The organism is Nocardia sp. NPDC051832, from assembly GCF_040681285.1.
In the GTDB taxonomy this organism is placed as follows: Bacteria; Actinomycetota; Actinomycetes; order Mycobacteriales; family Mycobacteriaceae; genus Nocardia.
In genome coordinates this window covers 533,177-557,745 of sequence record NZ_JBFAYL010000003.1, presented here as the reverse complement: position 1 = coordinate 557,745, position 24,569 = coordinate 533,177, and the positions used below count along the sequence as shown (strand labels likewise).

At 68.3% G+C, this 24,569-nt stretch carries 28 protein-coding genes; 9 read left to right on the top strand and 19 right to left on the bottom strand.

Annotated elements, in window-relative coordinates; all coding sequences use genetic code 11:
- Positions 1–5: 5 nt before the first annotated feature.
- The 6 genes from ccsB to hemL all read right to left on the bottom strand — a co-directional run bounded on the left by ccsB (position 6) and on the right by hemL (position 6,647).
- Positions 6–968, bottom strand: a complete 963-nt coding sequence (gene ccsB, locus AB0M14_RS20435) for a c-type cytochrome biogenesis protein CcsB (RefSeq protein ID WP_364997193.1) — start codon at positions 966–968, stop codon at positions 6–8.
- Between the two features lie 2 nt (positions 969–970).
- A complete protein-coding gene (locus tag AB0M14_RS20430) occupies positions 971–2,614 on the bottom strand; it encodes a cytochrome c biogenesis protein ResB (protein WP_364997191.1) in 1,644 nt (547 codons plus the stop codon).
- Entirely contained in the window at positions 2,611–3,462 is an 852-nt protein-coding gene (locus AB0M14_RS20425) for a cytochrome c biogenesis CcdA family protein (protein ID WP_364997190.1), read from the bottom strand. The genes AB0M14_RS20430 and AB0M14_RS20425 overlap by 4 nt, the downstream gene beginning before the upstream one ends.
- 34 nt (positions 3,463–3,496) lie before the next feature.
- Positions 3,497–4,117, bottom strand: a complete 621-nt coding sequence (locus AB0M14_RS20420) for a TlpA disulfide reductase family protein (protein WP_364997188.1) — start codon at positions 4,115–4,117, stop codon at positions 3,497–3,499.
- A complete protein-coding gene (locus AB0M14_RS20415) occupies positions 4,114–4,761 on the bottom strand; it encodes a histidine phosphatase family protein (RefSeq protein ID WP_364998979.1) in 648 nt (215 codons plus the stop codon). Before AB0M14_RS20415 ends, AB0M14_RS20420 begins: the two co-directional genes overlap by 4 nt.
- A gap of 557 nt (positions 4,762–5,318) precedes the next feature.
- Positions 5,319–6,647 (bottom strand): glutamate-1-semialdehyde 2,1-aminomutase, encoded by a 1,329-nt coding sequence (hemL, locus tag AB0M14_RS20410; protein WP_364997186.1) that lies wholly within the window; start codon positions 6,645–6,647, stop codon positions 5,319–5,321.
- 179 nt (positions 6,648–6,826) lie between these two features.
- On the opposite strand from hemL, the gene AB0M14_RS20405 reads away from it, so the two are divergent.
- Positions 6,827–7,219, top strand: a complete 393-nt coding sequence (locus AB0M14_RS20405; protein ID WP_364997184.1) for a hypothetical protein — start codon at positions 6,827–6,829, stop codon at positions 7,217–7,219.
- Here AB0M14_RS20405 and AB0M14_RS20400 read toward each other — a convergent pair whose 3' ends face one another.
- The 5 genes from AB0M14_RS20400 to hemB form a co-directional block, all read right to left on the bottom strand.
- Complete coding sequence (locus tag AB0M14_RS20400) at positions 7,220–7,432, bottom strand: hypothetical protein (RefSeq protein ID WP_364997182.1); 213 nt, start codon at positions 7,430–7,432, stop codon at positions 7,220–7,222.
- A gap of 66 nt (positions 7,433–7,498) precedes the next feature.
- The gene (locus AB0M14_RS20395; RefSeq protein WP_364997180.1) at positions 7,499–7,735 is read right to left on the bottom strand and encodes a hypothetical protein; all 237 of its coding nucleotides are present in this window, start codon (positions 7,733–7,735) and stop codon (positions 7,499–7,501) included.
- A complete protein-coding gene (locus AB0M14_RS20390) occupies positions 7,732–8,196 on the bottom strand; it encodes a hypothetical protein (protein ID WP_364997178.1) in 465 nt (154 codons plus the stop codon). The genes AB0M14_RS20395 and AB0M14_RS20390 overlap by 4 nt, the downstream gene beginning before the upstream one ends.
- Positions 8,197–8,467: 271 nt before the next feature.
- A complete protein-coding gene (locus AB0M14_RS20385) occupies positions 8,468–9,025 on the bottom strand; it encodes a hypothetical protein (RefSeq protein ID WP_364997176.1) in 558 nt (185 codons plus the stop codon).
- Positions 9,022–9,999 (bottom strand): porphobilinogen synthase, encoded by a 978-nt coding sequence (hemB, locus tag AB0M14_RS20380; RefSeq protein ID WP_364997174.1) that lies wholly within the window; start codon positions 9,997–9,999, stop codon positions 9,022–9,024. Before hemB ends, AB0M14_RS20385 begins: the two co-directional genes overlap by 4 nt.
- 108 nt (positions 10,000–10,107) lie before the next feature.
- Here hemB and AB0M14_RS20375 point away from each other — a divergent pair, with 108 nt between their 5' ends.
- The 6 genes from AB0M14_RS20375 (at position 10,108) to AB0M14_RS20350 (ending at position 14,280) form a co-directional block, all read left to right on the top strand.
- On the top strand, positions 10,108–11,142 hold the full coding sequence (locus AB0M14_RS20375) for a hypothetical protein (RefSeq protein ID WP_364997172.1): 1,035 nt from the start codon (positions 10,108–10,110) through the stop codon (positions 11,140–11,142).
- 100 nt (positions 11,143–11,242) lie between these two features.
- Positions 11,243–11,770 carry a hypothetical protein gene (locus AB0M14_RS20370; protein WP_364997170.1) on the top strand — a complete coding sequence of 176 codons (528 nt, stop codon included), beginning with the start codon at positions 11,243–11,245 and terminating at the stop codon, positions 11,768–11,770.
- 1 nt (position 11,771) lies between these two features.
- Entirely contained in the window at positions 11,772–12,779 is a 1,008-nt protein-coding gene (locus tag AB0M14_RS20365; RefSeq protein WP_364997168.1) for a hypothetical protein, read from the top strand.
- Positions 12,776–13,384 carry a hypothetical protein gene (locus AB0M14_RS20360; RefSeq protein ID WP_364997166.1) on the top strand — a complete coding sequence of 203 codons (609 nt, stop codon included), beginning with the start codon at positions 12,776–12,778 and terminating at the stop codon, positions 13,382–13,384. Before AB0M14_RS20365 ends, AB0M14_RS20360 begins: the two co-directional genes overlap by 4 nt.
- A gap of 127 nt (positions 13,385–13,511) precedes the next feature.
- On the top strand, positions 13,512–13,898 hold the full coding sequence (locus AB0M14_RS20355; RefSeq protein WP_364997164.1) for a DUF4189 domain-containing protein: 387 nt from the start codon (positions 13,512–13,514) through the stop codon (positions 13,896–13,898).
- A 112-nt stretch (positions 13,899–14,010) separates the two neighbouring features.
- Complete coding sequence (locus AB0M14_RS20350; RefSeq protein ID WP_364997162.1) at positions 14,011–14,280, top strand: hypothetical protein; 270 nt, start codon at positions 14,011–14,013, stop codon at positions 14,278–14,280.
- A gap of 73 nt (positions 14,281–14,353) precedes the next feature.
- Here AB0M14_RS20350 and AB0M14_RS20345 read toward each other — a convergent pair whose 3' ends face one another.
- From AB0M14_RS20345 to AB0M14_RS20325, 5 genes are all read right to left on the bottom strand, one after another.
- Entirely contained in the window at positions 14,354–15,922 is a 1,569-nt protein-coding gene (locus AB0M14_RS20345; RefSeq protein WP_194816133.1) for a bifunctional uroporphyrinogen-III C-methyltransferase/uroporphyrinogen-III synthase, read from the bottom strand.
- Positions 15,919–16,986 (bottom strand): hydroxymethylbilane synthase, encoded by a 1,068-nt coding sequence (gene hemC / locus AB0M14_RS20340; protein WP_364997159.1) that lies wholly within the window; start codon positions 16,984–16,986, stop codon positions 15,919–15,921. Before hemC ends, AB0M14_RS20345 begins: the two co-directional genes overlap by 4 nt.
- Positions 16,983–18,413 carry a glutamyl-tRNA reductase gene (locus AB0M14_RS20335; RefSeq protein WP_364997157.1) on the bottom strand — a complete coding sequence of 477 codons (1,431 nt, stop codon included), beginning with the start codon at positions 18,411–18,413 and terminating at the stop codon, positions 16,983–16,985. The genes hemC and AB0M14_RS20335 overlap by 4 nt, the downstream gene beginning before the upstream one ends.
- Entirely contained in the window at positions 18,410–19,195 is a 786-nt protein-coding gene (locus tag AB0M14_RS20330) for a redox-sensing transcriptional repressor Rex (RefSeq protein WP_364998977.1), read from the bottom strand. The genes AB0M14_RS20335 and AB0M14_RS20330 overlap by 4 nt, the downstream gene beginning before the upstream one ends.
- 280 nt (positions 19,196–19,475) lie before the next feature.
- Positions 19,476–19,736 (bottom strand): glutaredoxin family protein, encoded by a 261-nt coding sequence (locus AB0M14_RS20325; RefSeq protein ID WP_364997155.1) that lies wholly within the window; start codon positions 19,734–19,736, stop codon positions 19,476–19,478.
- 187 nt (positions 19,737–19,923) lie between these two features.
- Between AB0M14_RS20325 and AB0M14_RS20320 the strand changes: the two genes are divergently transcribed.
- Both AB0M14_RS20320 and AB0M14_RS20315 read left to right on the top strand, forming a co-directional pair.
- On the top strand, positions 19,924–20,847 hold the full coding sequence (locus AB0M14_RS20320) for an HAD-IB family hydrolase (protein WP_364998975.1): 924 nt from the start codon (positions 19,924–19,926) through the stop codon (positions 20,845–20,847).
- A 133-nt stretch (positions 20,848–20,980) separates the two neighbouring features.
- The gene (locus AB0M14_RS20315) at positions 20,981–22,078 is read left to right on the top strand and encodes a nitroreductase/quinone reductase family protein (RefSeq protein WP_364997152.1); all 1,098 of its coding nucleotides are present in this window, start codon (positions 20,981–20,983) and stop codon (positions 22,076–22,078) included.
- Between the two features lie 7 nt (positions 22,079–22,085).
- Here the strand turns inward: AB0M14_RS20315 and AB0M14_RS20310 are convergent, their stop codons facing one another.
- From AB0M14_RS20310 to AB0M14_RS20300, 3 genes are all read right to left on the bottom strand, one after another.
- Positions 22,086–23,108, bottom strand: a complete 1,023-nt coding sequence (locus AB0M14_RS20310) for a lysophospholipid acyltransferase family protein (RefSeq protein WP_364997150.1) — start codon at positions 23,106–23,108, stop codon at positions 22,086–22,088.
- Positions 23,105–24,139 (bottom strand): NAD-dependent epimerase/dehydratase family protein, encoded by a 1,035-nt coding sequence (locus AB0M14_RS20305; RefSeq protein ID WP_364998973.1) that lies wholly within the window; start codon positions 24,137–24,139, stop codon positions 23,105–23,107. Before AB0M14_RS20305 ends, AB0M14_RS20310 begins: the two co-directional genes overlap by 4 nt.
- Positions 24,140–24,414: 275 nt before the next feature.
- The gene (locus tag AB0M14_RS20300) at positions 24,415–24,516 is read right to left on the bottom strand and encodes an AURKAIP1/COX24 domain-containing protein (RefSeq protein ID WP_003402602.1); all 102 of its coding nucleotides are present in this window, start codon (positions 24,514–24,516) and stop codon (positions 24,415–24,417) included.
- Positions 24,517–24,569 lie beyond the last annotated feature (53 nt).

Sequence of the window (24,569 nt, the reverse complement as noted above, 5' to 3'; positions counted from 1 at the left end):
CTGCGCTAGTTCAGGCCCGCGTAGCTGTGCAGGCCGCTGATCACCATGTTGATGATGAACAGGTTGAAGAGCATGGCTACGAAGCCGGCGATGTTGATCCAGGCGGCTTTGGTGTCGCGCCAGCCGGAGGTGGCGCGGGCGTGGAGGTAGGCGGCGTAGAGGACCCAGGCGATGAAGGAGCAGGTTTCTTTGGGGTCCCAGCCCCAGAAGCGGCCCCAGGCGGCTTCGGCCCAGATGGCGCCGAGGATGACGCCGGCGCCGAAGAGGGGGAAGCCGATGATGGTGGTTTTGTAGGCGAGGCGGTCGAGGGTGCGGGCGTCGGGGAGACGGCGGGCGATGAGGCCGACGAAGGTGCTGGATTCTTCGCCTTCGGGCTGGCGCAGGCGGAAGAGGAACAGCAGGCTGGCTACGCCGGAGAGCAGGAAGATGCCGCTGCCGATGCTGACCACGGTGACGTGGATGGGGAGCCAGAAGGATTGCAGGGCGGGGACGACGGGGGCGGCTTCGGCGTAGAGGACCTGGCCGGCGACGAACATCAGGACCAGGACAGGGACCAGCAGGAAGACCCACATCGAGCGGAACTTGCGCTCATTGAGGAAGGCGACGCCGACGACCATCGCGGCGGCCGTGGCCATCACGACGAACTCGTACATGTTGCCGAGCGGGAAGCGATGGGTCGCGAAGCCGCGCAGCACGATCGAGCCGACGTGCAGGACGATGCCGACCATCAGCACCGAGAACGCCATGTTGCCGAAGCGTTCCGGCCAGGGCCGCTTCGGGACTTCCTCGATCCGGCCGGGGGTGTTCGGGGCGAGACCGCCGCCCGCGGTGACCAGTTCGCGTTCGGACAGCTGCTTCTGCGCCGCCGAGTACTGCACGATCAGTAGCGCGAGCATGAGCACATAGACAACCCACGCCGATTTGAAGGCGAGGTTGCTGTACCCGGCGAGCGTCTCGTCGATCGGCATGGTCACTCTCCCGAGGTGGTCTTGGTGGGGTCCAGCAGGCGCGCGCGCAGCCGGTCGAATTCGCCGCCCCAGCCCGCTTGATCGGTTCTGGCGAGGCCGCCCATCTCTACTACGGCGCGTCGTTGGTCAACGGTACCGGCATCATCCGGCGACGGATAGACCCGCACCCAGATGCGCCGGCGCTTCACCACCAGCGACACCAGCAGCCCGGCCATCATCGCCAGCGCGCTGACCAGTACCCACTGCTGCGCCGGATCGTGCGAGACCTGCAGATTCACGAATTCCTTGGCGCCGTCGAAGCTCACCTTGGTCCCGTTGGGCAGCGTGGTGGACTCACCGGGGCGCAGGTTGATCCGCGCCTCCTTGTTGAGCCGGCCCTGCGCGATCATCTCCCGATCCAGCGCGAACAGCGACTGCGGCTTCCCGGTGTCCAAGCCGGTATCGCCGCGATAGATGTCGACCGCGACCGCCGGGTCCTCCATCTTCGGGAACGCCGACGTCAGCAGACTGCCGTGGAACATCGCGGTCGGCGCGAACAGGCCATCGATCGCGATCTGGTTCTTACGGCGCTCCTCCTCGGTGGCGTACATGCCGCCGGGCGGATCGATGCGCAGCACACCGCTGGACAGGAAGGTCTGCGCGTCGTCGGGCCGCCACTGGATGGTCTCGGTGCGCGTCTGCCCGTTCGGAAAGGTGACGGTGAACGTCGGCGCGAAACCGTGGCCCTGCAGGTACAGCCGGTCACCGGCGACGCGCAGCGGATGGTTCACCTGGATGGTGGTGTCGCGCCAGGTGTTGGAGTTCAGGTCGGCCCCGGCCTGGTACTGGATGTTCGAGGTGAACATCTCGGCCTGACCGGTCTTCAGGTATTCGGCCTTGAAGTCTTTGACCCGCACGCAGATCGGGGTCATCCCGGTGCCGTCGTTGACGTTGCCGGCCTTGAACGAGTCGAACACCGCGGGCGAGGTGGTGCAGAAACCCGGTCCGTTGTCGGCGATGACGATGACGTTGCCCTCGTACCCGAACAGCTTGCCGACGGCGATCGCGATGAGCAGGCCGACCAGGGCCAGGTGGAAGACGAGGTTGCCGAGTTCGCGGGTGTACCCCTTCTCCGCCGACAGCGTGATCTCCCCGTCACGCTGCCCGGGCCGGACCTCGGTGCGCCAGCCCCGCAACTGCGCGCGCGCCTGCTCGATGACCTGTTCGGGGGTGCGCGCCACCGTCTCCGAATGATGGTGCGGCAGCCGGGACAGATTGCGCGGCGCTTTCACCGGCGCGGTGCGCAGGGCTTTGAAGTGGTCGTAGCAGCGCGGCAGGATGCAGCCCACCAGCGAGACGAACAGCAGCACGTAGACCGCGGTGAACCAGAAGCTCGAGAACACGTCGAACAGCTCGAACCGGTCCATCCACGGACCCAGCGTCGGCCGGTTCGCGATGTACTCGTTGACCTTCTGCTCGTTCAGGTTCCGCTGCGGCAGCAGCGCGCCCGGAATCGCGGCCAGCGCCAGCAGGAACAGCAGCACCAAGGCGGTGCGCATGCTGGTCAGCCCGCGCCAGGCGTTGCGCACCAGCGCCCACAACCGGCCCGGCAGCGACTGACGCGGCGGCTTCGGAGCAGCAGCCGTGGAAGTTTCGGTCACGGTCATATCGGCAGAGTCACCTCGGAGACGAACGCGTCACGCACCCAGGCCACGAACAGATCCCACGCCCCCGTGACCAGCGCGATGCCCACCGCGACGAGCAGCAGTCCCCCGACGATCTGAATGGTGCGCGAGTTCCGGCGCAACCAGCCCACCCCGCGCAACGCGCTCGCCGACCCGAAAGCCAGGATCACGAACGGCAATCCGAGCCCCAGGCAGTAGGCGACGATGAGCGCCACGCCGCGGGCGGCGGTCGTGCCGTCGGTACCCGCGGACACCGCCATCACCCCGGACAGCGTCGGCCCGAGGCACGGCGTCCAGCCCAGCGCGAACACCGCGCCGAGCAGCGGCGCGCCGGCGATGCTGCTGAACCGTCGCGGTTCCATCCGGGTGTCGCGCTGCAGCGCGGGGATCAACCCGATGAACGCCAAACCCATCACGATCGTGACCACGCCACCGATGCGCTGTAGCAGTTCACGATTCACGTTCAAGGTATTGATGACACCGAAGACGGTGGCGGTGGCCAGCACGAACACCACGGTGAACCCGGCGACGAAAAGCCCTGCCGCACCGGCGACTCGGAGTCGTCCGGCCCGCATCGCCCGCCGGGATTCCTCGACCGCGACCGATCCCGGCTGTGCCCCAGCGCCTTTCGCCTGCGCCACGGTGACCGGCGGCACTTCCGCCCCGACCAGGCCCGCGAGATAGGACAGGTACCCAGGCACCAACGGCACCACGCACGGGGAGGCGAAGGAGACGAGTCCGGCCAGCACACACGCTCCGAGCGCCAGCAGCAGCGGCCCGGTGGCCGCGGTCTGCTGGAACGAATCGCCCACGTTCGCGAGGACCGTCATCGGAGCGCACCGGTGCGCAGTGTGGAGCCGTGGATCACGCGTTCGCCTCCGCGGCGAGATCGTCGACGACCGACTGCAGGTCGGACGCGGTGAGCGCGCGCAGGTAGACGGCAGCGACGCGGTGCTGCTTGTCCAGGATCAGCGTCGTGGGAATGACACTGGTCGGGAAGTTGCCGCCGAGGGCGAGCAGCGTCCGCATGGCGGGGTCGTAGATCGAGGGGTAGCCGACCTTGTTCGAAGTGACGAAGTCCTGCGCCTTGTCCTGCTGCGGATCGCGGACATTGATCCCGAGGAACGCGACGCCCTTGTCTTTGCTTGCCTCGTAGACCTTTTCGAGCGCGGGCACCTCCGCCCGGCACGGTCCGCACCACTGACCCCACAGGTTGATGACCAGGACCTTGCCCGCGAAATCACTGGCGGACAGCGGCTTTCCGGTCATCAGATCCGGGCCGGAGAGCGTGCCGATGGTGCCGCGGGCGCTCGGCGGGTTGTAGAAGATATCGGTTTTGCCGCCGGGCGAGACGAATTCGAAGGTGCCGCCGGTAGCCACCGCGTCGGTGCCGGTGGAGCAGCCCGTGAGTGCGGCGATCAGCGCCACGCACGCGAACAGCACCGGCGCGAGACGACGGGACTTGCCGGGCAGCACCGATTTCATGCGCCGTGCACCGTGGGATCCGAGCCGCCGGCGGGCTCGGAGTAGACGATGTCGACGAGGGTGTCGCCCTGGTAGACCAGGGAGGTCAGCGAGGCCAGCGAGCACTGGCGGTGCCGCGGGTCGTGCCAGAGACGCTGCCCCTGCAGGAAACGGCGCAGCGTCCACACGGGCAGCTGATGCGAGACCAGCACGGCCTCGTGCCCGGCCGCTTCGACCCGGGCCTTGTTGGCCGCGGCCAGCATGCGGTGCGCGATCTGCAGGTACGGCTCGCCCCAGGACGGGGTGAACGGGTCGCGCAGCTTCCACCAGTGCCGGGGCTTGCGCAGCGCGCCGTCGCCGACCGAAACCCGCAGGCCCTCAAAGGTATTGCCGGCTTCGATCAGGTTCTCGTCGGTGCGCACGATCAGGTTGTGCTCGGCCGCGATGGGCGCGGCGGTCTCCTGTGCGCGCTGCAGCGGGGAGGCGATGACCAGCGCGATGTCGTGGTCGGACAGCGAGCGCGCGACCGCACCGGCCTGCGCTCGGCCGGCCGCCGACAGGGCGAATCCGGGGAGCCGGCCGTAGAGGATGCCGCGCGGATTGTGCACCTCACCGTGGCGCACCACGTGCACGATGGTCTCGACACTGTCGTCGACCGGGGCCAGGTCTTCTTCGTCCGGCGCGACCGCGCGGGGTCGAGCGACCGCGCCGCCGACGCGGGGCGCCGCTTCGGCGGGCGCCTCGTGTTCCGGTTCGCCCGCGCGCGCCACCGCGTCCGCGGCCTCGGCGCCCTCGGTCAACGCCACCTGTGCGGCGGCTTCGCCCGAAACCTGTTCCGCCACAACGGCATCGCTGAGTGGGTCGGCGGCGTCGTCCGCCTCGGCGCGGTCGATCAGCGCGGACACCTGCCGCTCGCTCGCGGTGGCCTCGGCTTCGCTGAACGGCGCGTCCTGGCTGGGTGCGTCGGGCTCGCCGGCGGCCGCGAACTCGGCGGCGGCCCGGGCATCGCCCTCCGCGGCCAGATCCGCGGCGACGGCGTGCACGACGGCGGCGGCAACGGCCTCCGCCTCGACATCGGCGGCGGCGAGACCGGCGTCCAAGGCGGCCGCGGCGGCCTGCACAGCGGCCGGGTCACCACTGAACTCGGCGCCGGTGGCGGCGGTATCGGGGGCGAAGCTGGTTAGCTCGCGCTTGTCGGCGCCGGGCTGTTCGAGATCGGAACTCACGCGCGGGATCCTTCGGGATTTGCTGCCGCGGCCGCCGCGGAGGCGGCGGCGGGCAGGGCGGCGGCGATACGGTCGAATGCGTCGTCGTCGAGTGCCGCGGAGACGAACCAGGCCTCGAACGCGCTCGGCGGCGCATACACGCCACCGTCGAGCAGGGCGTGGAAGAAGGCGGGGAAACGCCAGGTCTGACTGGCTTTGGCGGCGGCATAGTCGGTGACCGGGCGGTCGGCGAAGAACACGCTCACCATATTGCCCGCGAACTGCACCTGATGCTCGACGCCCGCCGTGGCCAGGGCGTCTCCCAGCAGGCCGCCGAGGCGCTTGGCGTTGGCGTCGAGGGCCGCGTACACCGCGTCGTCGGCCGCGCGCAGCGACGCCATTCCGGCGGCGACGGCGACGGGGTTACCGGACAGGGTGCCCGCCTGGTAGACCGGGCCGAGCGGGGCCAGCCGGTTCATGATCTCGGCGCGACCGCCGAACGCGGCGGCGGGCAGGCCGCCGCTCATCACCTTGCCGAAGGTGTAGAGATCCCCGGCGACGCCGTCGATGCCGAACCAGCCCGAACGGCTGACCCGGAATCCGGTCATCACCTCGTCCATGATCAGCAGCGCGCCGTGCTCGGTGGTGAGCCGGCGCAGGCCCTCGTTGAATCCCGGCACCGGCGCGACCGCGCCCATGTTGCCCGCGGCCGCCTCAGTGATCACACACGCGATCTCCCCCGGGTGCGCGGCGAACGCGGCGGCGACGGCCGCGAGGTCGTTGTAGGGCAGCACCAGGGTGTCGGCGGCTTGGGCGCCGGTCACGCCGGGCGAGGTGGGCAGGCCGAGGGTCGCGACACCGGAACCGGCGTCTGCGAGCAGCGCGTCCACGTGACCGTGATAGCAGCCGGAGAATTTGATGATCTTGGAACGGCCGGTGTAGCCGCGGGCCAAGCGGACCGCGCTCATGGTCGCTTCGGTGCCGGAGTTCACCAGGCGGACCCGCTCTACCGGGTCGACGCGCTCGGCGATGAGCTCGGCCAGTTCGATCTCGCCCTCGGTCGGCGCGCCGAAGGACAGACCACCGACGGCAGCCTGCCGCACCGCTTCGACCACGGCCGGATGCGCGTGACCGAGGATCATCGGCCCCCAGGAGCAGACCAGATCGACATAGTCGTTGCCGTCGACGTCGGTGAGGGTGCACCCCTTGGCCGAGGCGATGAATCTGGGCGTACCGCCCACCGAATGGAAGGCCCGCACGGGCGAGTTGACGCCGCCGGGAATCACCGAACCAGCTCGTTCGAAGAGCTGAGCGGAAACCGGAACCACACGCGGAGAAGAACTCACGGCCCCCAGTCTCTCAGCTGTCCCGGAACCGGTCGACGACAGGGTGTAGTCGAGGTGACGAACCCCACCCGGCGGGTGGCAACACGCCGATCTTGGTTTCGGCGGATATCGGTCACCGCAAGGTTGCTGGTGCGTAACCTCGAGCCATCGATTCATCCGCTAACGATCGGGAGGGTTCCATGCGGATCGCTATAACCAGGACATTCACGCTAGCCGCACTGTGTGCCGCGTGCGCCGCCTTGGGTAGCGGGACAGCCGCCGCAGTGGATCCGGTGCTTCAGCTCGATCAGGGCCGGGCCGGGGTGCGGCTGAGCCACAACGAGACCGTGGCGGTGGCCGCGGGCCCCGTGCCGGCGTTGGTCACCATGTTCGTTCCGTTGACCAAGATCGGCGCGGGCCTGCACCCGGACACCGAGATCTATCGTGACCAGTACGGCGGGGTGTACGCCTCGCTGCGGCAGGTCGTCGCCGAGTCCGCGACACACCCCGACGGCACCATCAGCTTGCTGTTCAACGCGCCGGGCACCCGGGGCGGCCGGGTGATGGACGTCTACCAGCACTGGAGCGAATAACTAGGTGTACATGCAGGGCACCGAGGCACTGATGGTGTGGAGCATGCACATGGCGTTGTTGTAGATCCCCGCCGATCCGGTTTCCGGCGCGAAGACCTCCTCCGCCGGGGCCTGTTCCAGCGGCAACCCCTGCGCCGCGGCGGGTCCGGCCGCCAGTCCGAGCGCGGCGGCAGCCACCAGGGCCACACCGAATTTCGCAAACAGAGTTTTCACGAACAACACCTCTCATCGAAAAGGCCTGGGCGACAGGCGATCACCCACGAGCCTGCAGACAAACTACTAGGTGATGCCGCGACGGATCCGGGAAACCGCGTCGATCCCGAACAGCCCGGCGAATACCAGCAACAGCGTGGCCAGCAGCAGCCACGGCGCGACGTAGCGGGTGGCGTCGAAGGCGGGCATGTCACCGGCGGCCGCGAACGAGGTGGTGACCAGCCCCCGGTTCCAGCTCGCTACCGCGCCGAGTACGCACAGCACCACCAGCGCCAGTTCGCCGAACGCGATCCCTCGTCTCAACGGTCCGCTCCGTTCTCCTCGGCCGGCAGCGCGGCGGTGAGCGCGGCGCGCAAGCCGCGGTGGTCTTTGGCCCAAGCCTGCACCACGCTACCGTCGCGCAGGCGTAACCCGATGCCGGTGCGTCGCCGCGGCACCCCGCTCAGTTCACCGAGCGCGCGGGCGGATTCCCACTCTTCCTCGTACTCGACGTCCGCGCGCGCGGGCAGGACCTCGGCGATCTCGGTCAACGGCAGCAACTCGGTGCCCGATCGCAGCGCGCTCTCGGTCAGTTCGACACTCACATGGCGCTGTCCGGCGATCACTTGCAGCGCAACGAAACCCGCGATCAACGCGGCACAGAAAAGCAGGGCGAACCAGTGCACGGGGCTACCGGTGACCAGTTCGAGGAGCAGGATGACCAGGCACAGGAGGGGCCCGTAGGCGACCGCGCGCCAGCGCGCGCCAGGTTCGGCGAACAACACTGGGTCGGCTCAGCCGACCATCCCTGGCAGCAGCAACAGCGCGACAGTGACCAAGCCGAACAGGATCAGCAGACTCAGCACGAGCAGGTCTCGCCGAATGCTCTGCGGCTGTTGGATGACCACTCGCATCAATGCCTCCGATCCCCCGGCGCCGAACGTCTTACCGACGGCAACCGGTTCCCAAGTCCGCTGTGACAACCCTCACCATACATGCCCATACCGGGCGGTAGCTAAACCACCCGGTCTGTAATCGGTTGGCCGAGTACGCGACTCAGCGGCGTCGATGCGCCAGGAAATAGGCGGTCGAATCCTTGCGGTGCATCAGGTAGACGGCGCCGCCCGCGAGCACGCCTTGTACGATCGCCGCGCCGCCCGCCACCAGCATCGCCCCGCCGGTATCGACCGAGCCGGCGCCGAACAAGTGCGCGAACACATTGAGCAGCGCGATCAGCACCAGCCAGATGCCCATCATCGTCAGCACCGCGCGCGCCCAGAACTTTCCGCGGGCCATCAGATGCGCGAACAACAGAGTCAGACCGACCAGGACCAGCCCCGCGACGACGCCGCCGAAGATCATTATCGCCAACGTCATCTGCTCGGCCTGCGCCATCGTGAACGTGGGATCGGCCTCGTGCATCTGATCGAAGTATTGCTTGGTGATCTCGTTCCGTTGACCGCTGATCGCGAGGAACGAGGCGATCAACTGCACCACGCCGACACCGGTCACGCCCCACCAGAGCTGGCGAGCCGTGCCGATGTCCTCGGGCATGGACGGGGCCGGCTGCGGGGACGGGATGGGTCCCGGCATCGGCGGTAGGTGATGCGTCACGACAACCAGTGTGCGGCTTCGGTGGCCCAGTAGGTGAGCACGATGTCCGCGCCCGCGCGCCGGATGCCCGTCAGCGATTCCAGGACCGCGCCGCGGCGGTCGATCCAGCCGCGTTCGGCGGCGGCGGTGATCATCGCGTACTCGCCCGAGATCTGGTACGCGGCGACCGGGACGGTGGAACGATCGGCGACATCGCGCAGGATGTCCAGGTACGACATGGCCGGCTTCACCATGACGATGTCGGCGCCCTCGGCCAGATCCAGTTCCAGTTCCCGGATGGCTTCCCGGCGGTTGGCCGGATCCTGCTGGTAGGTGCGGCGATCACCCTCCAGCGAGGAGCCCACCGCCTCGCGGAACGGGCCGTAGAACGCGGAGGCGTACTTCGCGGCGTAGGCGAGGATGCCGGTGTCGGTGCGCCCGACCGCGTCCAGCCCGCGCCGGATCGCGCCGACCTGGCCGTCCATCATGCCGCTGGTACCGAGCAGGTCGGCGCCCGCGTCGGCCTGCGACAGCGCCATATCGACATAGCGGTGCAGGGTGGCGTCGTTGTCGACCGCCCCGTCCGCGCCCAGCACCCCGCAGTGCCCGTGATCGGTGAACTCGTCCAGACAGGTATCGGCCATGATCACCGTGGACCCACCGACCTCGTCGGCCAGTGCCCGCAGCCCGCGATTCAGAATGCCGTCCGGATCACTGGCCCGGCTGCCGCTCGCGTCCTTGTCCTCCGGGCGCGGCACCCCGAACAGCATCAGCCCGCCGACCCCGGCCGTGACCGCCTCGACCGCCGCCTTCCGCAGCGAATCCATCGAATGCTGCATCACCCCCGGCATCGAACTGATCTCACGCGGCTCATCCAGCCCATCCGCCACAAACATCGGCAACACCAATTGCCTTGGCTCCAGGGTGGTTTCGGCGACGAGCCGGCGCATTGCCGGGGTGCGGCGCAACCGCCGCGGGCGGTCCATTCCGGTCATGACCTCAATATATGCCTGCGCCGCCCGGCCATCGATAGCGGGCGGAGCGTTCCGCTGTACCAGCTGCGCGCCTGTGTTGTACCGTGACGCGGGGATCAAGGGGGGAAGTTGGTAGAACTCGAGATCGCGCCGCGCGCGGACGAGGTCATCCGGCCGGGATGGTCGCAGTGGCTGCCGCCGCTCGTGGTGGCCATGCCGACGCTGGCCTTTCCATTCATGATGTGGCCGGTTTCCTCCGACGTATTGGTGCGCACCGCGGCTATCGCGCTTCCGGTTCTGGTGTACACGATATTCGCGGTGTATTTGATCAGCATCCGGACAGTCCTGACCGATTCCGGGATCACAGTCCATCAACTCGGTAGGCCATGGCGGGCGTGGCGGGCGCACATTCCCTGGTCGCAGGTCGTGGCGATCGAAACGCGCAGGTTCTACGGAAGCTGGCGTCCGGTAATTCATCTCGACAACGCGACTGTCGTCTATGCGGGCACGCCGAGCGGTCTGGTCGCGGACCGCCGGTTCGACGAAATGCTCGATCCGCTGCGGCAGCGGCATCTGGCGGCAACCGGTCAGGCGGCCTCGGACATCGAAGTGCCGCAGCTGAAGGACCGGCCGAGCATGCTGCGGCAAGGGCTGATCGCCGCCGGCAGCGCGGGCTTGATCGCGACAATGTTCGGGGCGGTGAACGCGCCGAATCGCGACCAGGTACCCGAGGCGGACGCTTGCGCTTTGCTCAGCGCGGAGTTGGTTGCCGAAGTCCTGCCCGGCGCGCAGAGGAAACCCGGATACGGTGGCAGCTACTGCGATTGGGCTACTTCCGAAAAACGTACAGACAGCACTTACGTTCCGGCTACCAAACTCTCGGTATCCATTTCCGATCGCAGCGTCCACTCTGCCGGGAAATCGTTCCGCCGAGATCGGCTGAAGAATTCCGCCGAGCACGTTGTCAAGGATGCCCCGGACCTGTCCGGCTATTTCTGGAGCGCGATCAGCAGCGGCGACGTCGAAGCCGAAGCCCATGCCGTGGTGGGCGGATACCTCGTAGCGGTCGTCATCCGCCCGGTTTCCGGCGGCGCCGCGGCCGCGGAAGAAAAGGTCACCGCCGTTACTCGGGCCGTGGTCACCGCGCTGCGACGCGAATCGTGAAGGGGGATTTATGAGACGCCCAGCGGCACCACTCAGTGGATGGGAGCGTGGCTGGCTGATAGCGGCTCTCGGCGTTACGGCATTGCTCGGAGCCGTTCTGGTGGGCTATGCCAAGTCCAATTCACCCGAGCGCTTTGCGCCGGACGCGTATCCAGTCCATGCGGCACTCCCGGACCTGTGCACAACAATTCCCCCAGCGCTGCTTCCCGATCCGGCTCTGCACCCGCAGACGTTTGATCAGAACCTGGATCGCAACAACAGCACCTGTGTCTTCGCGCCCGGCGACGACGAACCGGTACTGGGCCGCATTCAGGTTGCCGTGTCCCGCCCCGGAGCCGACACCGGCGACAGCGCGGCCGACCGTCTGATCGAAGTGCGGCGCGGCTACGACGAGGAAAAATCCGGCACCCGAACGCCTTTCGCTCCGGTCGGCGGATTCGGCGAGGAAGCCAAACTCGCCGTCGCCACCTTGGAAGACTTCGCATACGCCGACCTTGCGGTTCGCGACGGCGTGCTGCTGATCAACATCTACGTGGCGATGCCGGGCAACGATCCCCTCGCACCAGGTGACGTCGCCAAAGGCATTGCCGCCGAACTTCTTCGTACCCTCCCCCAGGACGGTCGCTGAGATGACAGAGCTCGACGTTGCGTCGCGGGGACCCGAGGTGATCCGGCCGTCGCGAGTTCAATGGTGGCTGCCGCTGATCGCTATCGGCCCGGCGCTTCCGACGGTGTATCTGACGCCGATACTGGACAAGTCCCTCGAATTGCGTCCGCTGGCGTATGTGCTGCCGGTGGTGTTGCTCGTGCTTTACGCGCTGTACCTGCGTGGGAACAAGACGGTTCTCACCGATGCGGAGATCAGCTGCCGTCAATTGGGTAGACCGTGGCGGCCGGGACACGTGCGTATCCCATGGACGCGGATTGTCGCGATCGAGGCGCGAAAGGGGTTCGGGCGGTGGCGGCCGGTGCTGCATTTGGACGACGGGAGCGTTGTTTGGGTGGGTGCGCCGAATCGGCCGACCGCTGATCGCCGGTTCGCGGAGATGCTCGATCCGCTGCGGGAGCGTCATCGGGCGGCGATCGGGCGCAGGGCGGAGGAAGTCGCCGTGCCGCCGTTCGAAGGGCCGCCTCGGTTACGCCAATGGACGATCACGCTGGTCAGCGTCGGGGTGGCTGTCTCGGTCGGCTGGGGAGCCGTCACCTGGCTGCTGGGTGGGAAGCCCGCCGCCGTGGACAGTTGCTCGGTGCTCAGCGCGGAGCAAGTGCAACAGGCGCTGCCCGGGGCAAAGGTGACGCCGGAATCCAGTGGCTGGCAATGCTATTGGACCGCCAGCGGGAAGCGGGACGGCAGCAGGGAGCTGGCGGTGCTGGTCACGGCGAGCGCGCCGCGGTACGCCGGATCGGAATTCGCCGAGGTCCGGCTACAGGACGACGCGGAGCACAACACCGTCGACATCGCGGACCTGCCGGGCTATTTCTGGACTTCGGTCAGCAACGGGAACATCGATGCCGAGGCGCGAACGCTGGTCGGTGGATACCGGGTCTCGGTAGCGCTCTCCGGCACGGCGGATGCCGCCGCCGCGGAACGGCAAGTCGTCGAGGTCGCCCGTGCGGTCACGGAGGCGCTGCGGTGAGCCGATGGAAAGCACCCCTCAGCGGGTGGGAAACCTGGGCGCTGTGCGCGGTGCCGGCAGTGCTGCTCGCGCTGCTGCTGTCCATGTCCGCAGTCTGGAAACCCGGCCCGCTGCTGGGCTATTCGAAGGACGCGTACCCGGTCTACACCGCGCTCCCCGACCTGTGCGCACTACCCGCGTCGATCCTGCCCGACCCGCTGCTGCGGCCCGACGTCGACGACCGAGATCTCGACCGCAATTCGGCCACTTGCGATTTCGAGCGCGACCCCGCCGAACCTGGCGGCGGACGAGTCTGGATCCGGGCGTACCGGCCCGACACGACCCGCTACGACACCGTGGAAGAACGGCTGGCGGCGGCGCGCCGCTCCTATGCGAACGCGACTTCCCGGAGTGGAACCGCTTTCCAGCCGGTCAGTGCGCTGGGCCAGGAGGCGAAACTCGCGGTGGACGAGCGGGCGGACAACGCCGAGATCTGGCTCCGGGACGGACTGCTGTTCCTCGAGATCTACGTGTCCTGCCCCGGCGGCGATCCCGGCGCAGCGGCTCCCGCCGCGCAGCGCCTCGCCGCCGAGCTCCTGCGCACCCTCCCCCGCGATGGCCGCTGAGGCGGGGTGGGCCATGGACTGATCGAAAGTCGTTAAGGAAATGTTCGGTCGGCGAGAAGGCGCCGGCGGGACTGTTGGCGGGAACGCGGCGCAATGGCTTGCCGCACAAAGGATTGCGGGGACGATCATGAAGAAGTTCGGGAACAGCGTGCTGGCGCGGGTCGCGCTGAGCGCGGCGGTGACCGCCGCGGTGCTGACCGTGGTGGCGGGGCCCGCGAACGCGAAATCCGATGAGTGGGGGGCGATCGCCTACTCGCCGTCGACCGGGGAGACCGGATGGGGGCGCAACTACAGCACCAAGCAGCGCGCCGAGCGGGCGGCGATCGAGACCTGCAAGAAGTCCGATTGCAAGGTGGCGCTGAATTTCGTGAACAAGTGCGGGGCGGTGGCGCAGGCGCGGGACGGATCCTGGTCCATCGGACGGGGTTCCACCAAGTCGGCGGCGAACGCGAAGGCGAAGGCGGCGGCGACGGGGCGCAACCCGCAGATCAAGGAGTCGGTCTGCACCGATTGAGCCGGGCGCGAAAACCATTGCTGCCAGGCGTTTTTGTCGGTGGGTAGGAGTAAAATCGACATTGTGTTCGAGGGGATCCACAAGGATCCCCGATCGCGAGGGGAGAACGCAGTTGCCCGCGAAAACGACCTTTATCGATGCTCCGTACGTGCCGCTGGAGAAGCGGCCGTTGCCGGCGGGACGGCCGCGTAAGTGGTACATCCGGCACAACCGCAGGCTCAAGGCCATGCGGTTGACCATCGCCCTGCTGGATTCGGGCACCTATCTGCCGGATCAGGCGACCAACGAGAAGATCCGGCGCACCGCCGAAGTCATCGGAATTCGGCCGCCATCGGACACTACTTGCCGGTTGGTGCGTACCCTGATGCGATACAGCCGCTGACCCGAAAAGGCTCGGACCGGTGCGACGCCCGGCCCGAGGGCGAAACGCTCACAGCGCAGTGAGCGTTTCGTTCCTAGCGGCTGCTGCTGCGGCGGCTCTTCTTGCGCGGCGGGGGCAGCAGGCCCTCGGCGCGCAGCCGGGCGGCATGCTCGGCCAAAGCCTCCACCAGCGGTCCGACCTGCGCCGTCTCCGGCTGCACGTCCACGCGCAAGCCGAATTCGATGGCCGTCTCGGCGGTCTTGGGCCCGATGCAGGCGACAATGGTGCGGGCGTGCGGCTTACCCGCGATGCCGACCAGGTTGCGCACCGTCGAGGACGAGGTGAACAGGACCGCGTCGAAGCCGCCGGTCTTGATCATCTCGCGGGTCTCGGCGGGCGGCGGCGAAGCGCGCACCGTGCGGTAGGCGGTGACGTCGTCGATCTCCCAGCCGCGGTCGCGCAGACCCTCGGCCAGGGTTTCGGTCGCGATGTCCGCGCGCGGCAGCAGCACCCGGTTGACCGGGTCGAAAACGTCGTCGTAGGGCGGGAAATCGGCGAGCAAGCCCTCCGAGGACTGCTCCCCCGACGGCACCAGCTCGGGGTTGATGCCGAACGAGCGCACCTTCTCCGCGGTCGCCTCGCCCACACAGGCGATCTTCACGCCGCTGAAAGCGCGCGCGTCCAGACCGAATTCGGCGAACTTCTCCCACACCGCGCGCACCGCGTTGGTGGAGGTGAACACCACCCACTGGTAGCGGCCGTCGACCAGGCCCTTGACCGCCCGCTCCATCTGGGCGGGGCTGCGCGGCGGCTCCACCGCGATGGTCGGCACCTCCATGGGGATGGCGCCGTGCGTGACGAGCCGCTCGCTCATCTCGGCGGCCTGATCCTTGGTGCGCGGCACCAGCACGGTCCAGCCGTACAGGGCCCGCGATTCCCACCAGGACATCTTCGACCGCGCGGCGACCACCTTGCCGATGGTGACGATCAGCGGGCCGACCAGTTCGGAAGCGGCGCTGTTCAGCGTGGCCAGGGTGGCCTCGATGGTGCGCTGCTGGCGGGTCGTGCCGCGCACGGTCACCGCGACCGGAGTCTGCGAGGCCATACCGTGTTCCACCAGCGCGCTGGCGGTTTCGGCGAGGTGGCCGGAGGTCGCGTGCAACACCAGCGGGCCGGGCGCGGCGGCCAGCGCGGCCCAGTCGACCTCGCCGCGCACGTCGGCCTCGGTGTGCCCGGAACCCAGCGCGATGCCGGCGTAGCTGGGCACCGCGGAGGCGTTGGGCAGGCCGGGCAGCACCTCGAACACCATGTGCGACCGGGTGACGGCGTTGACCTCGGTGATCACCGAATCCGCGGTGAGCGGATCACCGGCGACGACCCGGACCACGTCGTGCCCGTTGCGGGCCTCGGCGATCAGTGTCTTGGCGACCTCGGCGGGTTCGCCGAGCGCGGGACGCACGTCCACCGGGCGGGTGCCGTCCTCGTTCTCCTCGACGGCCGAGCCGATCAGGGCGAGCACGCCCTTGTCGACGTCGGGGTCGGTGAAAGCCAGCGTCGCCCGCCCGAGCACCTCGCGCGCACGAACGGTCAGCAACGCCGGATCACCGGGCCCCGACCCCACAAAGAGGATCCGACCTGGTTGCTTCTTGGTTGCGCGGCTCATTGGCTGTTCTCCATTGGGCTCGGGTTGGCGAAGTCTGAGGAACCGTTCTCCGGTTCGGCTGTGCTGAGCAGCGCACGGGCGCCCAGCTCCAGCAATTCACGGGCCAGTGCACGGCCGAGCTCGGCCGCGTCCTGCGGCAAACCCACGACCGACGCCCGAATCACATCGGATCCGTCGATGGCCGCCGCGCACGCGCGTAGCGACAGTTCGTCGACGATCCGGCCGTCGTCGTCGAGTGATTCGACGACCTCGGCGAGCGCGCCGATCGGTGCCGTGCAACCGGCCTCCAGTACGGCGAGCAGGGTCCGCTCGGCGGTGATGGCCGACCGGGTGGCGGCATCGTCGAGCCGGGTCAGCGCCTCGACCAGCGCGGTGTCGTCGCTGCGGCATTCCACCGCGAGCGCGCCCTGGGCCGGCGCGGGCAGCATCTGCACCGGTTCCAGCGCCTCGGTCACCGCGTCGGTGCGGTCGATCCGGGCCAGTCCGGCCCGGGCGACGACCACCGCGTCGAGTTCGCCTTCGGCGACCTTGCGCAGCCGGGTGTCGAGGTTGCCGCGCAACGGCACGATGTTCAGGCCCAGGCCGAGCGCGCGCAGCTGCGCCGCCCGGCGCGGCGCGGAGGTGCCGACGCGGGAACCGGCGGGCAGTTCACCCAGCACCAGTCCGTCGCGGGCCACCAGGGCGTCGCGCGGATCCTCGCGGGGCGGGATGGCGGCGATGGTGAAACGCGCGTCCGGCGCCGTCGGCAGGTCTTTGTAGGAGTGCACCGCGATGTCGATGTTCCCGGCGGCCAGCTCGTCGCGCAGCGCGGAGGTGAAGACACCGACGCCGATCTTGGCGACCGGGTCCGACGACAGGTCGCCGGGCGTCTTGACCACGACGAGTTCGGCCTCGTGGCCGGCGGCGATCAGCGCGTCCCGCACTGTGCCGGACTGGGTCAGCGCCAGCAGGCTGCCCCGGGTGCCGATGCGCCAAATGCCGCGGGTTGTCACGTTGCCCTCGATTTCCTGAGCCTCAGGGGGATGGCTGGCGGCGGAGCCGCTGGCTTGGGTGAACACAGTCATGCCTGGGCCTCCTCATCACCGAGATGACCTGCCGTGAAGTCGTCCGCCAAGCTGATCTCGCCCATCCCGGCTTCGCCGCCCCGGTGTTCACCGGCCAGTGCCGAGATTTCCATCGGTGCCGCAACCGCTTGCGCCGCACCGGGTTTGAGCTCGAACAACTCACGCAAAGCTTCGGCGTAGCTGTTGCCGCCGGGCGTGGACGCCAGCTGCTTGACCCGCACCGTCGGCGCGTGCAGCAGCTTGTCGACCACCCGGCGCACGGTCCGGGCGACCTCGTCGCGTTCCGGATCGGCCAGCAGCGGCAGCCGCGAATCCAGCCGCAGCAGTTCGGCTTCCACCACCTCGGCCGCGCGCTGACGCAGGGCCGCGACGGTCGGGGTGACCTCGGCCATGCGCTGACCGGCCAGGTACTTGGCGAGCTCGTCGGCGACGATCGAGCGCGCGGCGGCGGTGTCGTCGGCGGCCGCGCCGGCGGCCGGATCACGTTGCAGCGTCTCGATATCGATGACCGCGACGCCGGGCAGGCCCGCCACCGCGTGCTCGACATCGCGCGGCAGCCCGAGGTCGCAGAAGACCAGCGGCCGAGCGGAGGCGGCGGCCCGATCGCGATCGGCCAGCGCCCGGTGCGTATCGGCCAGCGTCACCACGGCGCCGACCGCGCCGGTACAGGTGATCACCACATCGGCGGCGGCCATCGCTTCGGTCAGCCGGGAAAGTTCCAGCGCGGTGGACTCGACGCCGTAGCTGCCCGCGGTCTCCGCGAGCCGCTGCGCCCGATCCATGGTGCGGTTCACCACGATGATCCGGCCGATGCCGGCGCGCGAAAGATGCGCCACCGCAAGGCTTCCCATCGCGCCCGCGCCGACCACGACCGCGGTGCGGCCCTCGATCGAACCCAGGACCGTACGCGCCCGATCCAGCGCCACCGACACCACCGAAGCGCCGGCCCGGTCGATGCCGGTCTCCGAATGCACTCGCTTGCCGACCCGCAGCGCGTGCTGGGACAGCTCGTGCAGCGTGCGGCCCACGGCCTGCTGCGCGTCGGCGGTGGCGTAGGCGCTGCGGATCTGGCTGAGCACCTGCTGCTCGCCGATCACCATCGAGTCCAGCCCGCTGGCCACCGCGAACAGGTGCTCGGCGGCGGCCTCGCTGTAGCGGACGTAGGCGTGCTTGGTCAGATCCGCCAGCGGCATGCCGGCGTGCTTGGTGAGCAGTTCGCCGACCTCGGCGAGACCGCCGTGGAAAGCGTCGACCACCGCGTAGATCTCCACGCGGTTGCAGGTGGAGACGATCATCGCCTCGGACACGTGGCTGGATTCCAGCATGCGGTCGATCAGCTTGGGGCGGTCGGCGTCGGTGATCGCCACCTTCTCCAAGACGGAGACCGGTGCGCTCCGATGCGAGATACCGACGAGAAGGACACTCACGGGGTAACCACCGATCCCTTGCTGCTTGGCTCCGTTGCCTGATGCGAGGACTTCGTGTGTTCGAGGGCCCGGTGCGCGGCGGGCGGCACGCGGCGGGCGATGCGCCCGGATCCGGCGTGCGCCACAGGCAGCGATTCGGGCTCGTTGTTGCGAGTACGTTCGAAGGAGAGCATCTGCATCTCGACCGCGAGATCGACCCGCCGGACCTCCACCGTCTCCGGCGCCATCAGCACCGACGGGGAGAAACTCAGAATGGATTGCAAACCGGCCGCGACCAGCAGGTCGCACACGTCCTGCGCCGCGGCGTCGGGCACGGTGATGACGGCGATGGTGGGTTCCAGGTGTCCGACGGCGGCGGGCAGTTCGGCCACGTCCCGCACCTGTAGCCCGGCGACCGGCAGCCCGATCACCGCGGGATCGTGGTCGAACACCCCGACCACGGTGAAGCCACGCCGCTTGAACCCGCCGTAGCCGACCAGGGCCCGGCCCAGGTTCCCGGCGCCGACGAGCACCACACGATGTCCTCCGGAGAGTCCGAGCACATCCTCGATCCTGGTGCGCAACTTGGCCACGTCATAGCCGACACCCCGTACGCCGTTGGGTCCGAGGAAGGAGAGATCCTTGCGCAACTTGGCGGAATTGACACCCGCCGCGACAGCGAGTTCCTCACTCGATACGATGAGTACTCCGTCATCGGCCAGCATGGCGAGGACCCGGAGATAGGTAGCCAGCCGGGCCACGGTGGCCTGCGGGATGTCCTTCGTGGACACCGGCTTCTGCAGAGCCCTGCCGGAGACGCCGCCAGGCGCCTCATGCTGCTCTGTCACGTATCGGCTCCTCGTTCCGGACTACTCGAGGTCCGGTTTGCTCGTCCTCTGGCCCGGGACGGTCCGGTGCCATGGTCGAAGTGTCGGATTTCAGGGGGCGGTTCCGCAGCCTCGGCAAGCGGGTCGCGTGCCACCACCGTAACTGCTTGTGCAGCCCTTCACAAAGTCGGTGAAATTGGCCTCATTTTCGGCTGCGACCAGGCAAGCGTCCAAAAACGGCGCGAACAGCTCCGGTTCAGCGCGTCAAATCGGCCCGCAGCCGGGTTTCATCCACGTCGAAATAGCTGTGCTCACGCCCGTCGAGCAGCACTACCGGCAACCGATCGCCGTACTCCGCGCGCAGGCCAGGGTCGGTGGCGGCGGCCTCGTCGACATCCAGCGTCTGCGGTTCGATGCCGAATTCGCCGCAAACCCGGCGCAGTTGCTCGAGAGCCACGCCACACAGGCCGCAGCCCGCTCGCGTCAGCAAAGTCACCGAATGTGTGGGATTGGTCATGACGTTCATTAAATCCCCTGCGTACCTTCCAGTCGTTGTCGCCGCCGCCGGTTAGGGTGGACCTCAGTCGCTACGCCGGGCGGAGGTACTGGTGCCGGAACGAGAGAAGGTCGAAAGGACCGGATTCATCGCGGGGCGCTTCGGCGAATTCCCGGTCAGATGGAATCAGGGTCGTCTCGGCCAGAGCCTGCACGATCAGCTCACCCGGCTGCCGCGCAGTCCGTTCGGGCCGAGTGAGGAAGAGGTGCGCGCGAATCTGGCCGGTGAGGCCAGCGCCGACGCCGCCCTGTCGCTGCACGACGCGGAACTCGCCGCCGACTCCACCGGGCCGGAGATCCCGCGCGATCTGACCGCCGCCGCGTTCTTCGACGTGGACAACACCATGGTGCAGGGCGCGTCCATCGTGCATTTCGCCCGCGGGCTGGCCGCGCGCAAATACTTCAAGACCTCCGACCTGGTCGACGTCGCCTGGAAACAGGTGAAATTCCGGGTCACCGGCAAAGAGAACAGCGCCGACATGGCCTCCGGCCGCGAGAAAGCGCTGGCGTTCATCGCCGGGCGCTCCACCGCCGAACTCGCCGAACTCGGCGAGGAGATCTACGACGAGATCATCGCCGACAAGATCTGGCCGGGCACCCGGGCGCTGGCCCAAATGCACCTGGACGCCGGCCAGCAGGTGTGGCTGGTGACGGCGACGCCCGTCGAACTGGCGCAGGTTATCGCCAAGCGACTGGGGCTCACCGGCGCGCTGGGCACGGTCGCCGAAAGCGTGGACGGCAAATTCACCGGCCGGCTCGTCGGCGACATCCTGCACGGCCTCGGCAAGGCACACGCGGTGCGCACCTTGGCAATTCGCGAAGGACTGAACCTGAAACGCTGCACCGCCTATTCCGACAGCCACAACGACGTGCCGATGCTGTCGCTGGTCGGCACCTCCGTCGCCATCAACCCGGATTCCGATTTACGCGAGGTCGCGAAAAACCGCGGCTGGGAAATCCGCGACTTCCGCACCGGCCGGAAAGCCGCGAAGATCGGCGTCCCCACGGCTTTGGCGCTCGGCGCGGCCGGCGGTGCGGTAGCCGCGGCGGTCACCCGCCGCCGCGATCGCTAGCACGTCGCTGTCGGCCCTGGCTGTCGCCGGGGCTTGACGGACGCGGGAATCGACAGCGCGCCCGGCGCGCTGTACCCAGCGGAACCCTTGCATCCGAATGCCCTTATCGGGCAATGCGATCGGAGATGATTCCGTGGGAATCGCAGAATTCCGCCTGGCCGCGCAGAGCTCCAGCGAAATCCAGCTCACCGTCCGCAGCCGGCGAACCGGCCGGGCGACCGACCGCCCCGTGGGCTTCGTCGAGGAGCGCGGCGCGCTGTACCTGCTGCCGATCCATGGTTCGGACAGCTCCTGGTACCGGAATGTCCTCGCCACGCCGCGGGTCCGGCTGGCGGTCCCCGGTGTTGCTGCGGCGGTAGTCGATTCCGGCGCGACAGCCGTCACCGATCCGGGCAGCGTCGCCGCCATCGTCGAGAAATTCCATACGAAGTACGGCCGGGCCGAAGTCGAAGCCAATTCGACCAAGCTCGACGTCGCGGTCGAAGTCCGCTTGAATCCGGGTCGGCAACAGCGCATTCGACGGCTCAGCAGCGCCGGGGGCGAGGCTTGGGAAGGTCTCGAGGGTGGCCGGATGTCGCTGCGCAATGCCGTCGACGACGCCCGCGACGGTCAGCTGACGGCGGGGTTCACCCGGCTCGACAAGGGCGCCACCTTCGATTTCGCTTTCGCCTACGACGAGATCCTTGTGGTGACCAAGGGCGCGATCACCTGGCAGATCGGCGGCGAGTCCCGGACCCAAGGCGTCGGTGACCTGGCCTTCTACCCCACCGGAGCCGCGGCCGTCGGTCGCGCCGACGAAGACACCGAGGCGGTGTACGTTCTCTACCCGCCGTACTGGCAATTCACCGATCCCGCATGGCAACTCGCCGAATCCGACCCGGGCGCGCCGGATGTCCGCGTGTTCGACAGCGCGGATCAGAAGCTGGAACAGGTCGGGGATCTCGGGTACTTCTCGGCCGTCGTTCTCGATGATCCGGGCGCGGCTATGAGTGCCAAACTCGAGCGCGTCCGGGCCGGGGTCAGCGGCGAACACCACTTTCCCTATGACGAAGTCCACATCGTCATCTCAGGGATGCTGTCCGTGCACACCTCGGGCGAGACGGTCACGGCGCGGGCCGGCGAGGTCCTCTACCTGCCCATGGGCGCCCAAGGAGTGACCAGCGCGGAGGAGGACGTCGAGATGGTGTCGGTGACCTACCCGCCGCTCTGGCTCATCCGGACGGTGCGGTGAAACCGCGTCAGCCCGTGAAGGGATTGCGGCGCTTGGTGAGCAGTTTGTACAGCGTGCCCTGGATGGTTTCGCGGACCTGGTCGGTGACCTCGAACATGGTCATCGGGTCGTCGGCGGCTTCCGCGTCGTAGCTCGTGGTGGGGATCGGCTCGCCGAATTCGATGTACCACTTGGACGGCAGCGGCAGCGCGCCGAGCGGGCCCAGGTGCGGGAACAGCGGCGTCACCGGGAAGTACGGCAGGCCGAGCAGCCGGGCCAGCGGCTTCAGATCGGCGATCTTCGGGTAGATCTCCTCCGAGCCGACGATCGAGACCGGGATGATCGGCGCGCCGGTGCGCACCGCCGCCGCGACGAAACCGCCACGGCCGAAACGCTGCAGCTTGTAGCGGTCGGAGTAGTGCTTGCCGATGCCCTTGAAGCCCTCGGGGAACACGCCGGTCAATTCGCCGGCGCGCAGCAGCCTTTCGGCGTCCTCCCGGCAGGCCAGGGTGTGACCGGCCTTGCGGGCGAGCACGCCGAGCATGGGCAGCTCGAAGATCAGATCGGCGGCGAGCAGGCGCAACGCCCGCTGCTTGACGTGATGGTCATGGATGGCCAGCTGCAACATCAGGCCGTCCAGCGGAACGGTGCCCGCGTGATTGGCGACCAGCAGCGCGCCGCCCACCTCCGGAATGTTCTCGACCCCGCTGACCTGCACGCGGAACCACAGATCCGACATCGGCCGCAGCGCGGGCAGGATCACCGATTCCAGCAGGTGCTCGTCGAAGCCGAACTCGTCGACCTGGTAGTCGCCGGTGAGCCGGCGCCGCGCGAAATCCGCGGTCCGGCTGATGCCGGTGCCGAGCGCGCCCCGCACCAGATCCGACAGCGACTGCGGCTCCGGCGGTTCGGCCGCCGCGAGCCGTTCGGTCAGCGAAGTCACCTGGCTCGGCGCCGATTCTCCCGGTTCGGGCCAGCGCCGAGCCGTCGCACGCGGACGGGACTCGAAGTGGGAATCGTGGAGTGGGATGACTTTCGCTACGTGGTTCATGACTGTGCTCCCGTACCGGCCCCGAGCAGGCCGAGCAGTTTCTTTTCTGCGGCATCGATCCACGCGGGATCGAAGACGGGTCGCGACGCTGCGCCCCCAATGAAGTCGTCGAACGCCTGCACCGTGGTCCAGCGCGGCACGAACTCGAGTTCCGTCCGCATCCGCGTGGTGTCCAGGCCACAACCGAAATGGAAATAGTCGAGCTGTTCGCCGCTGAATTCCCGCATCACCGGCCCCATCAGGGCGCGCCCCGCGGTGCGGAACAGCGCGAACGGCAGCGGCAGCTCGACCCGGCCCGCACGCCGTACCGCCTGCGACAGCGCCAGCGCGCCGTCACCGGCGATGTTGAAGGTGCCGCCGGGCGCCATCCGCGCCGCCTGCACCAGCGCGGCGACAGCGTCTTCCTCGTGCAGCAGCTGCATGCGCGCGTCCCGCCCGAACACCGTCGGCGCCAGCGGCGAACGCAAATACTGCACCGCCCGCCCGGCCAGCCGCGGGCCGATGATCGGCGCGAAACGCAATATCGACGTGGAAATATCGGGACGGCGCCGGGCGAGACCGCGCACAAAACCCTCGATTTCGATCAGGTCACGGGCGAATCCACTCTTCGGCGGTGTGCGCGCGCTCATTTCCTCGGTGAATTTCGCCGGGTCTTTCGCGCTACAGCCGTACACCGCGGAGGTGGAACGCACCACCACCCGGCGCATCGAAGGCGCCTTCTGGCAGACCGCGAGCAGCTGCATCGCGCCCAGCACGTTGTGGTCCTTCATCACCGCGCGGGTACCGCCGGCCGGTGGCCGGGTCAGCATCGCGGCGTGCACCACGGTGTCCACCTCGTTGCTGTCGATCACCTTGCGGATCAACGGGTTTCGAATGTCGGCGCGCACGAGTTCGGCGCGGCCCATGCGGCGCTGCAGCTCCCGGCTCGGCGTCATGGTGTCCACCGCGAGGATGCGCTCGATCGAAGGGTCCTGCGCGAGCTTGGCCACCACGTTGCCGCCGAAGAAGCGACTGGCGCCCGTCACGAGCACCACCTTGGGCGAATTGCCGTCTCGTACTTCAGATCCCACAGCGCCGGATCCCACCTACCAGGCCCCCCAGTTGAATTGTGTGCGGTTCCAGCGTAGCCGCTACCGTCCGAGACACCGAGGGTGTTTACCTGCTTATAACGATGATTTCTGTCACCGCCCACAAAGATTCGGAGTTCGGCACAAAAAACGAGCCCGTCACCACTAGGGTGACGGGCTCGCTGAACTACCTGCGCTGGCAGGGGCGCCCAGCCGGACCGCTCAGATCCGGCAGTCGCTCACTTGCCGAGTTTGCGCCGCTGAACACGCGTGCGGCGAAGCAGCTTGCGGTGCTTCTTCTTCGACATGCGCTTGCGGCGCTTCTTGATCACAGAACCCATAGGGTTTCCTCGCGTTCTCAGTAGTACTCGGCGCGCACGTCAGTGACGTGCGC